This is a genomic window from Trichocoleus sp. DQ-A3, from assembly GCF_039961975.1.
Taxonomy (GTDB): Bacteria; Cyanobacteriota; Cyanobacteriia; order Cyanobacteriales; family FACHB-T130; genus FACHB-T130.
In genome coordinates this window covers 159,735-173,606 of sequence record NZ_JAMPKC010000004.1, presented here as the reverse complement: position 1 = coordinate 173,606, position 13,872 = coordinate 159,735, and the positions used below count along the sequence as shown (strand labels likewise).

12 protein-coding genes, 1 tRNA gene and 1 other annotated feature are annotated in these 13,872 nt (G+C 47.5%); of the genes, 11 read left to right on the top strand and 2 right to left on the bottom strand.

Annotated elements, in window-relative coordinates:
* Positions 1–26 precede the first annotated feature (26 nt).
* From NDI44_RS09545 to rplL, 10 genes are all read left to right on the top strand, one after another.
* Entirely contained in the window at positions 27–1,910 is a 1,884-nt protein-coding gene (locus NDI44_RS09545; RefSeq protein WP_190415202.1) for an iron uptake porin, read from the top strand.
* A 443-nt stretch (positions 1,911–2,353) separates the two neighbouring features.
* On the top strand, positions 2,354–3,466 hold the full coding sequence (gene pstS / locus NDI44_RS09540; protein ID WP_190415200.1) for a phosphate ABC transporter substrate-binding protein PstS: 1,113 nt from the start codon (positions 2,354–2,356) through the stop codon (positions 3,464–3,466).
* A gap of 274 nt (positions 3,467–3,740) precedes the next feature.
* Positions 3,741–4,103, top strand: coding sequence for a 50S ribosomal protein L19 (rplS, locus tag NDI44_RS09535; RefSeq protein WP_190415198.1), 363 nt, complete (start codon positions 3,741–3,743; stop codon positions 4,101–4,103).
* A gap of 92 nt (positions 4,104–4,195) precedes the next feature.
* Positions 4,196–4,268: transfer RNA gene (locus NDI44_RS09530), tRNA-Trp, on the top strand.
* A gap of 325 nt (positions 4,269–4,593) precedes the next feature.
* Entirely contained in the window at positions 4,594–4,818 is a 225-nt protein-coding gene (secE, locus tag NDI44_RS09525) for a preprotein translocase subunit SecE (protein WP_190415197.1), read from the top strand.
* Positions 4,815–5,471, top strand: coding sequence for a transcription termination/antitermination protein NusG (gene nusG, locus NDI44_RS09520; protein WP_190415196.1), 657 nt, complete (start codon positions 4,815–4,817; stop codon positions 5,469–5,471). Before secE ends, nusG begins: the two co-directional genes overlap by 4 nt.
* 9 nt (positions 5,472–5,480) lie before the next feature.
* Positions 5,481–5,906, top strand: a complete 426-nt coding sequence (gene rplK / locus NDI44_RS09515) for a 50S ribosomal protein L11 (protein WP_190415195.1) — start codon at positions 5,481–5,483, stop codon at positions 5,904–5,906.
* A gap of 99 nt (positions 5,907–6,005) precedes the next feature.
* Positions 6,006–6,722 carry a 50S ribosomal protein L1 gene (gene rplA / locus NDI44_RS09510; RefSeq protein WP_190415194.1) on the top strand — a complete coding sequence of 239 codons (717 nt, stop codon included), beginning with the start codon at positions 6,006–6,008 and terminating at the stop codon, positions 6,720–6,722.
* A gap of 92 nt (positions 6,723–6,814) precedes the next feature.
* Positions 6,815–7,014, top strand: a sequence feature (ribosomal protein L10 leader region).
* 45 nt (positions 7,015–7,059) lie between these two features.
* Positions 7,060–7,638, top strand: a complete 579-nt coding sequence (gene rplJ / locus NDI44_RS09505; RefSeq protein WP_190415193.1) for a 50S ribosomal protein L10 — start codon at positions 7,060–7,062, stop codon at positions 7,636–7,638.
* Between the two features lie 131 nt (positions 7,639–7,769).
* Positions 7,770–8,162, top strand: a complete 393-nt coding sequence (gene rplL / locus NDI44_RS09500; protein WP_190415192.1) for a 50S ribosomal protein L7/L12 — start codon at positions 7,770–7,772, stop codon at positions 8,160–8,162.
* A gap of 305 nt (positions 8,163–8,467) precedes the next feature.
* On the opposite strand, the gene NDI44_RS09495 is transcribed toward rplL, so the two are convergent.
* Positions 8,468–9,712: a serine hydrolase gene (locus NDI44_RS09495; protein WP_190415191.1), complete on the bottom strand. Its 1,245-nt coding sequence runs from the start codon at positions 9,710–9,712 to the stop codon at positions 8,468–8,470.
* 93 nt (positions 9,713–9,805) lie between these two features.
* Entirely contained in the window at positions 9,806–11,323 is a 1,518-nt protein-coding gene (locus NDI44_RS09490; protein ID WP_190415692.1) for an IMS domain-containing protein, read from the bottom strand.
* Positions 11,324–11,490: 167 nt separating this feature from the next.
* Between NDI44_RS09490 and NDI44_RS09485 the strand changes: the two genes are divergently transcribed.
* A complete protein-coding gene (locus NDI44_RS09485; RefSeq protein WP_190415190.1) occupies positions 11,491–13,869 on the top strand; it encodes an ATP-binding cassette domain-containing protein in 2,379 nt (792 codons plus the stop codon).
* The last annotated feature ends 3 nt before the right edge of the window (positions 13,870–13,872 follow it).

The following is a 13,872-nucleotide window of genomic DNA, read 5'->3' as shown; positions in this document are numbered from 1 at the left end:
AGTTCAGTTAGGTGTGAGGAGATTAGATGTCTAAAATTTTGTGGAATACTCTAAAATTAGGGCCAGCGATACTAGGTGCATCCTTATTAGTTTGCAGTAGCACGCTTGCCGCACAGACGCCTGACACTCAAATGGCGAGCGAACCGATAGCTGCCACTAACCAGGTGACTGATTTATTAAAACCAGCCGACCAATCCCAGCAAGCGCAGCAGACACCTGTTCAAGAACTGGCTGTTCAACCAGAAATTAGTTCTATTCCAGTTTTCACCAACGGCACGTCTGCCCAAGAAACGCCGGTTGCTGAAGCTGAATTAGTGAGTCCGAAACCAGTTTTAGCAGATAACGCGATCGCGCAACCCACTGCTGATGCTGTCCCCACGAGCCAAAACAGCGAATTAGAACAAATCGACCAATACACCACCGAAGCCGGTACAACCGACTCGATGGATCAAGTCACCAACGTGTCGCAGTTGCAGGACGTAGAACCGACGGATTGGGCTTACGAAGCACTGCGGAGTCTGGTGGAGCGCTATGGTTGTATCGCCGGGTATCCCGATGGCACCTTCCGGGGCAACCGGGCACTGTCGCGTTATGAATTTGCCGCCGGAATGAACGCCTGTTTGCTGCAAATCGAAAAACTGATTGCGGCAAGTTCGGCTGACTTTGTCACTAAAGAAGATTTAGCGACGCTACAGCGGCTAATTGATGAATTTGGGGCAGAATTAGCCACCTTAAGAACGCGAGTAGATAACTTAGAAGGTCGCACGGCATTTCTGGAAAGCCATCAATTCTCTACAACGACTAAGCTGACTGGCGAAGTTATCTTTGCGCTTGCTGACGTTTTTGGTGAAGAAAGGGCTGGCGGGGGCGACATAGACGCTAACCTCATTTTTGCTGACCGTGCCCGTTTGAATTTTGACACTAGCTTCACAGGCAAAGACCGCCTGCGAACCCGCCTGCAAGCTAGAAACATCGTCCCCTTTAATACAGGTGTAACCGGAACCAACATGACCCGTTTGGGTTTTGACGGCGATAGCGCGAATGATGTCGCAATTGACGACTTTTACTATCGTTTTCCCCTAGGTGATAAGCTCTTAATCCAAATTGATGCCGCCAACGTTGAATTCAATGACAACGTCTACACCTTCAACCCCAATTTCGAGAGTAGTGGAAGTGGCTCTATCTCCCGCTTTGGGCGTTTCAACCCCATCTACCGACTAGGTTCTGAGGGGACTGGGTTGACTGCGACCTACAACTTTAGCAAGGCATTAAACCTATCTTTAGGTTATCTAGCGCCTCGGGGTAACGATCCTTCAAACGGTTCGGGGGAATTCAGTGGTGCCTATGCCGGTCTAGCTCAACTGGTATTCCGTCCTAGTGACGCCCTTAATGTGGGTTTGGTTTACGCCCATACTTATGAAAACCAAGAAAAAGGCGTCAGCTTCATGTCGAGTACGGGCAGTAGCTTTGCTAATCGACCCTTCGGGAACATTGCGACTTCTGGCAATCACTACGGACTGAATGCCAGCTTCCGGTTTGGCCCTGGCATTAACCTTTCAGGGTGGGCAGGTTACTCAGTAGCTACAGCTGAAATTAGCCCGGCTGGTCTTGCAACTACAGGATCTAATGCAGATATTTGGAACTGGGCTGTAAGCCTAGCCTTCCCAGACTTGGGTAAAAAAGGCAACCTGCTTGGTTTCATATTTGGGATGCCGCCTAAAGTGACTGACAACGATGTCAGTAACCGTAGCGATCGGGACACCTCATATCATGTAGAGGCTCTGTATCGCTACCGCCTAACTAACAACATTGAACTCACCCCAGGTTTGTTGGTGATTCTCAATCCGGAACACAACGACAATAACGACACACTCTACGTAGGAACGCTGCGAACAACCTTTAAGTTCTAAGCACCTGCGTTTCGGTTTCGGTTAGGGGCGGGGGATTCCTCGCCCGCTCGTCTCTGACCCAAGAAACGGTAGATTTACGCGAATAAAATGCTGCGTGCGATCGCTCCTATCTGAAACTTAAGCGATCGCACTTTCTTGTGCAGATCCAAGCCTCCGAAACTGCTTCGATCTGCGCTTCCCTGCTGGCAATCATCATCTTTGCTTAACCTGTAGATTACCAAAGCCTTACCTTTACCTAAACTTACAGAACTAGCATAAAGATCGGCAGGGGTAGCATTTTAATTTTGTAAATACGCTATCTTGTAGAGTTGGTTTTCATCTGCTCTAGTTCATTTCTACTTCCTGGCAGTAAATAAAACGACAATAACCGCCAGGAAAGAACATGCACCTAGCATTTTTGACAATTCTTCAGCGTCAGCTTTTTAAAGACTCAAAGATTCAGTATGTTTTCTCCAATGCATTCAACACGACGGGCTTTTCTCGTTCCCTTTATTGCCCTCTCACTGAGCGTGACTGCCTGTCAGTCGCCAAACACAACTCCTTCCACCAGTCCAACGGCAGGAACCCCTGGTAGCGCCACTCCTGCCGCAGCAAACGGTGGTGGCGGTGGCAACGTCTCCTTAACTGGTGCCGGTGCCAGTTTTCCAGCTCCCTTGTATCAGCGGTGGTTCTCGGAGTACAACAAGCAAAATCCCAACGTCCAAGTCAGCTATCAATCAGTTGGTAGCGGCGCTGGTGTGGAACAGTTCACCCAGGGAACGGTGGACTTTGGTGCCAGCGATACGGGGATGAAACAGGAGGAAATCACCAAGGTTGGCAAGGGTGCTGTGTTATTACCCATGACAGCAGGCAGCATTGTTCTAGCCTACAACCTGCCCGATGTCAAAGGTCTCAAGCTACCGCGTGCAGTTTACACCGATATCTTCTTGGGCAAAATCAAGAAGTGGAACGATCCCAGAATTACCCAAGCCAATCCTGGGGTGAATTTACCAGACAGGGAGATTACTGTTATCCATCGCTCCGATGGTAGCGGTACTACAGCAGTCTTCACCAAACATCTGAGTGCGATTAGTCCGGCATGGAAAAGTGGTCCTGGCGACGGTAAAACTGTCAACTGGCCTGTCGGCGTGGGTGCCAAAGGCAACGAAGGCGTCACCGCTCAACTCCTGCAAAGTGATGGTGCCATCGGTTATGTCGAGTACGGCTACGCCAAGCAACAAAATATCCCTGTAGCGGCGCTGGAAAATAAAGCGGGCAAGTTTATTGAACCCTCCAGCGAAAGCGCGGCTAACACGCTAGCCGCAGTGACTCTGCCCACAGACTTGCAAGTTTCTATCACCGACCCAACCGGCGAGAATTCTTACCCAATTGTCACCTATACCTGGGTCATGGCTTACAAGACCTATGAGAATCCTGACGAGGCAAAAGCCCTCAAGGATGTCTTGAAGTGGTCGTTAAACGAAGGACAAAAGTACAGTGAAGAGCTAGGATACGTGCCTCTTCCACAGCCTGTTGTCGCCAAAGTTCAAGCAGCAGTGGATACCATCAAGCCGTAAGTTTCAGCGTTAGATATTGCCCGAATCGGCAAGAGGCTGATCTTTCTGAACCAGAATGTTAGTCAAGTAGGCACTGCTTACCCTACTTGACTATGAAGACTTAACAATGAAGTTTTTGGGATTGGGGAGTGAGAATCTAGAACTTCCAATCCTGAATTCGCCTAGCACTATATCGCCTACAAAAGTAAAAACTTGGGAAAATTCAGAGATTCCCGGTAGACGTATACCTAGCTCTTGATATAAGATTAAAGGCTGTGACTTTTTGGCGAAACCAATGAACGCTCAGGAAATCATCCGCTCGATTGAAGCGGAGCATCTGAAAAAAGAGTTGCCCATTATCCATGTGGGCGACACCGTTAAGGTTGGGGTAATTATCCAGGAAGGCGGTAAAGAACGGACGCAGCCCTATGAAGGCGTCGTCATTGCCAAGGGCGGGAGCAGCATTAACTGTACGATTACCGTGCGGCGAGTATTTCAGGGAGTAGGCGTTGAGCGGGTATTTCTGCTCCATTCTCCCCGAGTCGAAAGCATCAAGATTATTCGTCGGGGTAAGGTGCGTCGTGCTAAACTATACTATCTGCGCGATCGCGTTGGGAAAGCCACTCGCGTTAAACAACGCTTTGACCGTAGCCTGTAGTCCAATTTGGACAAGGCTATTCCCGATTGACGCCGCTAGGGGTTAAACTTAAATAGAGAAAAGTTCAGCCTCTCGCTCTCAAATCCACCTGTGCGCTCTTAGTTCAGTTGGTAGAACGCAGGTCTCCAAAACCTGATGTCGGGGGTTCAAGTCCTCCAGGGCGCGCTCTCATCACAAAACAGGACTGAGAACTGAAGAGTGTTCGCGAAGTAGCGCAACAGCGCTAACAGAGTGAAAACATAGAGGGACTCAGAACTTAGGCATCAAAGCTCTGCCCGAAAGCATTCCTGTGGTTGCATAGTCAGCCTCAAAAACGTTTACTTTCGGGTAGACTTGTGTTGTGTAGGTGGTTCATCAGTATTGCCTAAGTTCAGGTGCTAGACCCAACGATTGCATCGGTATCTGCGTAGATTGGCAGCACATTAGGCTGTACACAGCTAAAAGCGGTAGAAATGAACTGCTCAAGAGCTGTATTAACGGGAGAGATATTGTGGCAAAGAAAAACGAAGCCGAGAGCGAAGCAAAAACAACTGGGTTTAATATATCAACCTTTTTTCAAGAAACCAAAGACGAACTGAATAAAGTCGTCTGGCCCAGTCGGCAGCAATTGCTCAGCGAATCTGCTGCTGTGCTGTTAATGGTAACTCTTTCGGCAGTTTTAATTTATCTGGTTGATGGTTTCTTTGCTTGGGCAGCAAAGCAGGTGTTCGGATGAGTTTTGCAACCGACAATCCACAGGATTTCAATCAACTTGAAGACACGTCAGATGGCTCGGTAAAATCCCGCTGGTACGCCGTTCAGGTGGCATCTGGATGTGAAAAGCGTGTCAAGACAAACTTAGAACAGCGGATTCAAACTCTTGATGTTCGCGATCGCATTCTCCAGGTGGAAATTCCTCAAACTCGCACCCTGAAAATGCTCAAAGATGGCACTCGCAAGGAGTCGGAAGAAAAAGTCTTTCCCGGCTACGTGCTAGTCCGGATGCGGCTAACTCCTGGGGCAGATGGTGAATTGGAGATGGACGATGAAGCTTGGCAGGTTGTCAAGAACACCCCAAACGTGATTAACTTTGTCGGTGCAGAACAGAAACGCCGTTACGGACGGGGACGCGGACACGTTAAACCCTTGCCGCTGAGTTTTTCAGAAGTCGAACGTATCTTTAAACAAGCTACCGAGCAAGAGCCAGTGGTGAAAACTCATCTGGCTACAGGAGATAAAATTATTGTCCTTTCTGGTGCGTTTAAAGATTTTGAAGGCGAGGTCATTGAAGTCAGCCCAGAAAGAAGCAAGCTGAAGGCGTCACTATCCATTTTTGGACGCAATACGCCGGTAGAATTGGAGTTTAATCAGGTTCAGAAACAAAGCTAAATAGTTAAGATGGCAAAGAAAGTTGTTGCAATCATCAAGCTAGCTCTTAATGCGGGCAAAGCTAACCCTGCCCCGCCAGTGGGACCAGCGCTCGGTCAGCACGGGGTCAATATCATGGCGTTCTGTAAAGAATACAACGCCAAAACAGCGGATCAAGCTGGGATGGTAATTCCGGCAGAAATCTCAGTCTATGAAGACCGCAGTTTTACCTTTGTTCTTAAAACACCACCGGCATCCGTTCTGATTCGTAAGGCAGCTGGCATTGAGCGAGGCTCCAACGAACCAAACCGGAAAAAAGTGGCGTCAATTTCAAAGGCACAGTTGCAAGAAATTGCTCAAACTAAAATGCCGGATCTCAATGCTAACGACATTGATGCGGCAATGAAAATTGTGGAAGGAACTGCCCGGAATATGGGCGTTACTATTAACGAATAGCGATTCTTTGATTCGCTAATTGCAAGCAAGCGGAAAGCTGGCAACGTAAACCCAATCGGGGGAGAGGTAACATCTCGTTAGTGACCCCAGGAGAAAAATATGGCAAAGAAAGTATCCCGTAGGCTCCAAGAGCTGCAAAAGAAAGTCGAAGATCGACCCTACGAACCCACAGAGGCTCTCAACCTTTTAAAAGAGACAGCCACTGCTAAGTTTCCTGAATCTGCTGAGGCGCATATCCGCCTGGGAATCGATCCCAAATACACCGACCAACAGCTGCGAACAACCGTGGCTTTGCCTAAAGGAACTGGACAAACGATTCGAGTTGCCGTAATCGCCAGAGGGGAAAAGGTACAAGAAGCTAGCAATGCCGGTGCTGATATTGCCGGTTCCGAAGAGCTGATTGACCAAATCCAAAAAGGCATGATGGATTTTGACCTGCTGCTGGCGACACCGGATATGATGCCCCAGGTAGCAAAACTGGGACGTTTGCTCGGACCCCGTGGCTTGATGCCCAATCCCAAAGGTGGGACGGTGACGTTCGATCTGGTGCAAGCGATTGCTGAATTTAAAGCCGGTAAGTTAGAATTCAGAGCTGACCGTACTGGGATCGTCCACGTTTTGTTTGGCAAGGCTGCCTTCCCAACTCAAGATTTGCTCGTGAATCTTAAGGCGTTACAGGAAACGATTGACCGTAACCGTCCTTCTGGAGCCAAGGGTCGCTACTGGCGCACAGTGTACATATCTGCGACAATGGGGCCATCGATTGAAATTGACATCAACGCCCTGCGCGATCTAAAGCTGACTGAAGCTGCCTAAGATTCAGCCCTGTAGGGGCAAGGGTTTCCCACCCTTACAGGAGCAATCGATTGAGTAAACAACAGGAGCAAGATTTAAAGTTTTCAGCCCAATTAACTGAATAGCACGCGCCGGAGACAGCAGGAGCTAATGGCTTAATTTCCTGCCTAGGTTTGCGACTTTACCGCATTAAGGTCAATCTTCTCGCCACACGCAACATGGCAGAAGCTGCACCAAAAATGCGAACCCTGAAAAGGGTTCCTTGGGATATTGCGTAACCCCGGCTCAACCGCTGGGGTTTTTAATTGGGCTTTTTTAGGTTTGGCATTCTGCATTTTCTAAAGGAGGTGAAAGATACATGGGTAGAACGCCGGAAGATAAACGGGCGATGGTCGCTGAAATCAAAGAAACTTTAAATGTAGCTCAGCTGGCAATCGTCATCGATTACCAGGGGTTATCAGTTTCGGAGATTATGGACTTGCGGCGGCGGCTGCGTCCCAGCGGCACCGTTTGCAAGGTAAGCAAGAACAAGCTGATGGGAATTGCCATTGAGGGTGATTCCAACTGGCAACCGATGTCAGAATTCCTTAAAGGTTCTTCTGCTTTCTTGCTAGTCAAGGACGATTTGAGCGGCGCAATTAAGGCTTACCAAGACTTCCAAAAAGCCACTAAGAAGACAGAACTTCGTGGTGGTGTAATGGAAGGTCGAGCTTTGAGCCAAGCTGACATCAAAGCGCTGGGAGATTTGCCTTCCAAGGAACAACTCATGGCGCAAATTGCTGGAGCTATCAATGGCTTGGCAACCAAGATTGCTGTGGCTATCAACGAAGTTCCAGCTTCGCTGGCAAGAGGACTACAAGCGGTCTCCGAGCAGCAGCAAGAAGGTGGCAACGGCGAAAGCGATGCAACTGCTACTGCCTCAGCGTCTGAGGAATAAATTGGCGGCTACAGGTACAAAGTCTGCCGATGAAGGCAGCTACCTAAACGCCTAAAGAATGGATTCGCGGCTACACAAACAAAGCCTGCCTAGGCAGGCTGTAACAAAAATAACGTTACTGGAGTTTTGAAATGTCTGCTACAACTGACCAAATTCTCGATCAACTAAAATCACTGACTCTGCTGGAAGCTTCTGAACTCGTTAAGCAGATTGAAGAGGCTTTCGGCGTTAGTGCTGCTGCCCCTGCTGGTGGAATGATGATGATGGCGGCTCCTGGTGCTGCTGCTGCTGCGGAACCAGTTGAAGAGCAAACTGCGTTTGACGTGATTCTGGAAGATGTCCCAGCTGATAAGAAGATTGCCATTCTTAAGGTAGTCCGCACCATCACGGGTCTGGGTCTGAAAGAAGCTAAGGACTTGGTAGAATCCACTCCCAAGCCAGTTAAAGAAGGCGCTGCCAAAGAAGAAGCTGCTGATATCAAGAAGCAGTTGGAAGAAGCTGGTGCGAAGGTAGCAGTTAAGTAAATGGCTAATGGCTAATGGCTTTTTTCAATGAGCCATTAGCCATTCAGTAGGCGGGATTAATTATTTGCAGGATGGGTTAGCGATCGCGTAACTCATGCAAATTTGGGGGTTCCTGGCGTTTTTCCAACTAACCTACGAAAATCTACGAAAATCTTCAATTTAATTGCATCCGCCTACTTAGCAAAAAATCACCGAATAGAAATGAAGTAATTTCCTGAAGCTAAACAGGAATTACGATTCAGGAGTCTAAGGAAGGCTCCTTTTTTTGAGGTGATTTTTTAGGTAATCTAATCCCTCTTTTGTTACTAGGGGGAATTCCGAGCGACCATGCGATCGAAGACTAAACGAGACATTTTGGAAAAGATTGTCTTATCTTGGGCGTAGGCGGTATCGTCACCAAAGACTGTCAAAATATAAACGGTGCTACCATCTCTGGTTGCGACGAATGCCGCTTCTTGGCGCGAAAAAGAAGTCCAACCCGCCTTTGAGTAAAAATCAATATCCACATCAGACAAAGCCTCGCCAAAAAATTCCTGGATGGGGTTGAAGTCACCCCAGGTTTTTGACTCTAGTGTCCTCATTTCTGGACGCAAATCTCTTCTCAGCCATCCGCACATTTTTTCGCTAGCAGTTGAGGAAACAGCCTGTCCAGTTCCACACATTTCGTACAGGAGTCTAGCTGCCTGATCGGTTGTTATCTTATTCCGAATGGGGTCTTTGGGATCGCCTCGCATTTGCAAATCAATCTCTAGAGGCTCTGGAAGCCTTAGGTAGGGGATTGGATAAGTTTTTTGGCTAATATTAATGTCTTTGTAGCCTGCTTCTCTAAAAAAATGATTAACTTGTTGACGCTTATCTAGCCATATTTTAAACTCTTCATCATTTTCTATTTTCGGTCTAGATTGCGTATCGGTTAACAGGTCAAGAATGACGCTAGCTGCCTCGTTATCAGACTCCTTAATCATTTTGGACACATATAAAGAAAATGCACCTTCATCTGCCCAAATACCATTTTCTATCTGGCCATAGAGAGCTGCCATCCAAAACATTTTGATGACGCTAGCCGGATATCTCAAGGTATCTTGTTGATATCCGGCAATTTCACCCGTTTTAACGTTGATTAAGGTAATGGATAAAGGCTTTGTGGGTAAGTCTTTCTCGGTCGCCAATTTCACAACATTATCAACAATTTCTTCCAATTCCTGGCTCTGTTTAAAGTTCGGCGGAGTCTTGACGTTGTAGACAAGTTGTGAACTATTACGTCCGGGTAGGCGAGAAGGAAGCGGTAATAATGCGGTTTTAGCCCAAGAGGGAAGTACCACCGGCAAAGGAGAACTTAGTGGCTCGGATACTACTACTGGACGCTGAGTTATCAACCGATTTAACGTTAACCCACAAGTTGTAAAAATTGTAGCGGAAGCGATCGCTAAAGCAGCAAATCGCAGCTGGCGTACTTTCTTGACTCGATGGGCACGCGCTGCCCTTCCTGCTTTAAGCTTAGCAATTTGTTGGACACGTTTATTCGGTTTTGGTTGTGGTTGCTGACCCACGAGCTACACCTTACGGTTTTTAAGTTTTCCTGATTGCCCGTTTAAAATAATTTTTAACAGAGAAATTTTTAACAGAGAAAATGTACAGGGAATTTATTGAATCTCTCTGACCGTTTTGTATTCAAGGATTTTCCATTTGCTGTCTACTGATTGCAAAGTGTATCGCACCAACCGAGTTTTGAAGTCAGTTTCGTTGGGGTCGATATTCCCATTCTTATAGAGAGTACGTTCTTCAGTTACCCTAATTTCGATGGTTGCACGATCGCCATCCACGGTAAATTGTTCAACATCTCCGACTTTTTGAACGCCGTATTGGTAGTAAGCATTGTTATTCTCTAACCAAGCCATTGAGCCGCCCTCACCAACGGTATTTTCATAGAGTTGTCCCGTGGTCAGTTCGGCAGCAAGTTCGCGATTGAAGGGGGGAGCGAATATTTTTCGCTTGCTGTTTACCCACCGATTAATTAACGTGACGGCTTCTTGTTGAGCTTGCTGAGTATTTTCTAGATTGGGAGGTCGGTTCGTTAAAAAACTTGGTAACTTTCCAGTTTTGAATAAAATACCACCCAGAATTACTATCCCGATCGCACTGCCTAAAATTACTGCCTTTTGCCAATCTCCAGAATTGGAGAGGGTTCTGGTGACAGCAGGTTGGGAGGAAGACACCGCAGCGGTTTGTAAGGAAGTAACTTCAGGAGGGTAGGAAGGCACCGTGGACGGCTGATAGGTGTTTTCTGGGGGTAGAGAAACGACTGGCGGGGGAATGTAAGGAACTGTGGGGGGAATTGGAGAGACTGGAGTTTCTAAAGCATCGAGCATTTCTTGGACATTCGTATAGCGATCGCTCGGATGAGACTGAATCGCCTTATCCAGCACCGCCAGCAAACTGGCGCTAACATTCAAAGTGTACTGATGCCACAGAATCTCGCCGCTGTCACGATCGATATTTAAGGATTGAGGGAGTTTTCCGGTCAGTAGATAAATCGCCGTCAAACCCAAACTATACAAGTCACTCGAAAAAAGTGGGCGTCCGATTGCCTGCTCGCTAGGCATAAATCCAGGCGTTCCAATTACAATTGAGCTGATGGTACGCCCCTCAGAATTGACGATGGTGCCCATCGTTTCTTTCACCGCCCCGAAATCAATTAAGACGGGTTTGGTATCCCGTTTTCGCACAATCACGTTGGCTGGCTTAATATCTCGATGGACAATCCCTTTGTGATGCACGTAATCTAGGACAGGTAATAGATTTACCAAAATTTCCCGCACCGAACTCTCGCTGAGAGATCCCTGCTGTTGCACCATTTGAGCCAGCGTTTCCCCCTCAATCCATTCCTGAACTAGGTAGAACTGATCGCCAGCCGCAAAGTAAGCATACAGCCGGGGAATCTGGTAATTGCCTTCGCCCAACTCTTCTAAGATGGCGGCTTCGCGTTGGAATCGATCTTTAATTAGCTGGTACTGGGGATTATTCGTCACCGGCTTGAGTCGCTTGATCGCGCACCGGCGACCCGAAGGCATATGGATATCTTCTGCCAGAAAGGTTTCGCCAAACCCACCAGCGCCCAGCGTCTGAATTATGCGATAGCGATTGTCCAACAGCGTTGGCATCATTGGCCTTCACCGCGTAAGGTTTTCTTTAGAAGATAACATCAGGTATTCAGGACATTTCTAGCAGTTTCAGCAAAATTTACCAATAGTTAAAGAAGGATAAAGAAGGAGAAACCTCGGAAAGGTTTCATTTTCCTAAAAAAAGTTACCCACTTTTAGAGAATGCAATGACCACCCAGCCAGGGCAGCGGACTGTTATCAGCACCAATCCCTATTTGGTGCTAAATAATCAGGGGCAGATTTTACCACCCTTGGAACTGACAGCAGACCGACACATACTGGGACGCGATCGCGCTTTCGCCGATCTAATTGTTCCAGATGATTGGCGCGTCATCTCCGCTTGCCAAGCCGTCTTACATAGAGATGGGGATGACTATTACATTTATGACGGCGATGGACGCAAACCCAGTACCAATAAGTTGTTTGTAGATCACCGATTGATTACGCCCACAGAAGGCTATCGCCTGGAAAATGGCATTGAAATTCAAATTGGTCAAAATCCCCAGAATTTAATTCAGCTGAGGTATTTCAATCCCTCCAGCGCCAAAATGCTGACGCCACCGCGTCCCGTCTCGCTGAAAAATCGGTCGGTGGAAATCGGACGCGACGCCAATGCCACGATGCAGTTAGATTCGCCCATCGTTTCTCGGCGTCACGCCACGATTGATACGGACTCTCAGGGGCGCTACATCCTGCAAGATCGCAGTACCAACGGCGTTTTTATAAACGGGCAACGAGTCACGGGTTCTGCTGTCCTGTCACAGGGGACAACCATTCGCATTGGGTCATTTACCCTGGTGCTACGCGGCGACAATCTGGTGGTACTCGATCAGGGCAATCAAATTCGTCTGGATGCTGAGAATCTGGTCATCAAAGGGCGTCTGGATGGCGTTTCCCTGGCAATTGAACCAGGGCAATTTGTGGCTTTGGTGGGGGGAAGCGGAACGGGTAAATCCACGTTGCTGAAGACTTTATTGGGGATTGAGAAGACGGCTAAAGGTGCGGTGTATCTCAATGGCGACAATTTGCAGAAAAACTTTAATATGTACCGCACGCAAATTGGTTATGTGCCCCAAGATGATATTTTGCACCGAGATTTGACGGTGGTAGAGGTGCTGACTTATGCGGCGGCGCTGCGACTTCCACCGGATACGGATCTGGAAGTGGTACAAAAAACTCTAACTGATATTGAAATGTCCGATCGCCAGGATGCCTTAATCAAACATCTCAGCGGCGGTCAGCGCAAGCGAGTCAGCATTGGGGTAGAACTTTTAGCCGATCCAAAACTGTTTTTCTTGGACGAACCGACGTCGGGACTCGATCCCGGTTTGGATAAGAAGATGATGCAGATGTTGCGGAAATTAGCGGATCGAGGACGGACGATTATTTTAGTCACTCATGCGACGGCAAATATCAAAATGTGCGATCGCGTTGCTTTTCTCGGTCGCGGCGGACGACTTTGTTACTATGGCATCCCGGAGGACGCGCTGAAATTTTTTGGGGTGACAACGGATAACTTTGCCGATATTTACACGCAACTGGATAAGGAGAAAGAAGAAGAAACGGAAGCCATTGTCCAACAATACGCGAATCAGTTTCGTCAATCGCCCGATTATCAACATTACATTGCGAATTCCCTCGGTGCTGGCAGTCATACGCCACAAAACGCCGGTTCACCTCCCCAGAAAGCCAGTATCTCGCCTTGGAAGCAATTAGCTTTGCTGAGTGGGCGCTACTTGAAGATGATCGGACGCGATCTCATCTATCTCGCCTTATCTCTTCTAACTTCTCCCATCGGTATCGCCTTAATTCCCCTCGCAATTGGAGGGAAAAATCCTCTCATTCTTAGCAGTGAATCCGATCCTGCGCTTGCACCTTTAGCGCTGCGAGTATTATTTGTATTTACCTGCGCTGCGATTTGGGTTGGACTTTCCAGTTCTTTGCAAGAAATCGTCAAAGAATCTGCGATTTACTTGCGAGAAAGATTGGTCAATTTAGGGTTAATCCCTTATCTTGCTTCAAAAACATTTGTTCTTTCCGCGCTAGCCTTATTGCAAACCTTGCTGATTTCAGCAGTAATTCTGATTGGTTTCAAATCTCCGCAACCTGAATTGATACCTTGGTCTTTAGGATTCGCATTAAATACCTTTTTGACGCTTGTTACTAGCATGAGTTTAGGCTTACTGGTTTCATCTCTTGCCAAAAATGGCAGTCAAGCGAATAGTGCTTTACCTTTACTTTTGCTACCTCAAATTATCTTTTCCGGGGTTTTATTTAAGATGGAAGGAATTGCCAGTAAAATTTCCTGGTTGATGTTAAGTCGGTGGTCGATTGGTGGTTACGGTTCTTTGGTCAATGTCAATGCAATGGTTCCCGATCCGATATTTTTACCGAATGGTACGCTTGCGCCGATGCCGTTTGATAAAACGCCAATTTACGATCCAACGTGGCAGAATTTAGGGTTAAATTGGGGTATTTTGTTGCTGCACGCGGCAGTTTATTTAACAGTTACTTTTTGGGTACAGAAGCGGAAGGATATATTTTAGTTT

Excerpts from the sequence above, each read along its gene's own strand:
- nusG (WP_190415196.1), top strand. The coding sequence starts at position 4,815 with ATGAGTTTTGCAACCGACAATCCACAGGATTTCAATCAACTTGAAGAC.
- rplA (WP_190415194.1), top strand. The coding sequence starts at position 6,006 with ATGGCAAAGAAAGTATCCCGTAGGCTCCAAGAGCTGCAAAAGAAAGTC.
- pstS (WP_190415200.1), top strand. The coding sequence starts at position 2,354 with ATGTTTTCTCCAATGCATTCAACACGACGGGCTTTTCTCGTTCCCTTT.
- rplJ (WP_190415193.1), top strand. The coding sequence starts at position 7,060 with ATGGGTAGAACGCCGGAAGATAAACGGGCGATGGTCGCTGAAATCAAA.
- rplS (WP_190415198.1), top strand. The coding sequence starts at position 3,741 with ATGAACGCTCAGGAAATCATCCGCTCGATTGAAGCGGAGCATCTGAAA.
- rplK (WP_190415195.1), top strand. The coding sequence starts at position 5,481 with ATGGCAAAGAAAGTTGTTGCAATCATCAAGCTAGCTCTTAATGCGGGC.
- NDI44_RS09545 (WP_190415202.1), top strand. The coding sequence starts at position 27 with ATGTCTAAAATTTTGTGGAATACTCTAAAATTAGGGCCAGCGATACTA.
- NDI44_RS09485 (WP_190415190.1), top strand. The coding sequence starts at position 11,491 with ATGACCACCCAGCCAGGGCAGCGGACTGTTATCAGCACCAATCCCTAT.
- rplL (WP_190415192.1), top strand. The coding sequence starts at position 7,770 with ATGTCTGCTACAACTGACCAAATTCTCGATCAACTAAAATCACTGACT.
- NDI44_RS09490 (WP_190415692.1), bottom strand. The coding sequence starts at position 11,323 with ATGCCAACGCTGTTGGACAATCGCTATCGCATAATTCAGACGCTGGGC.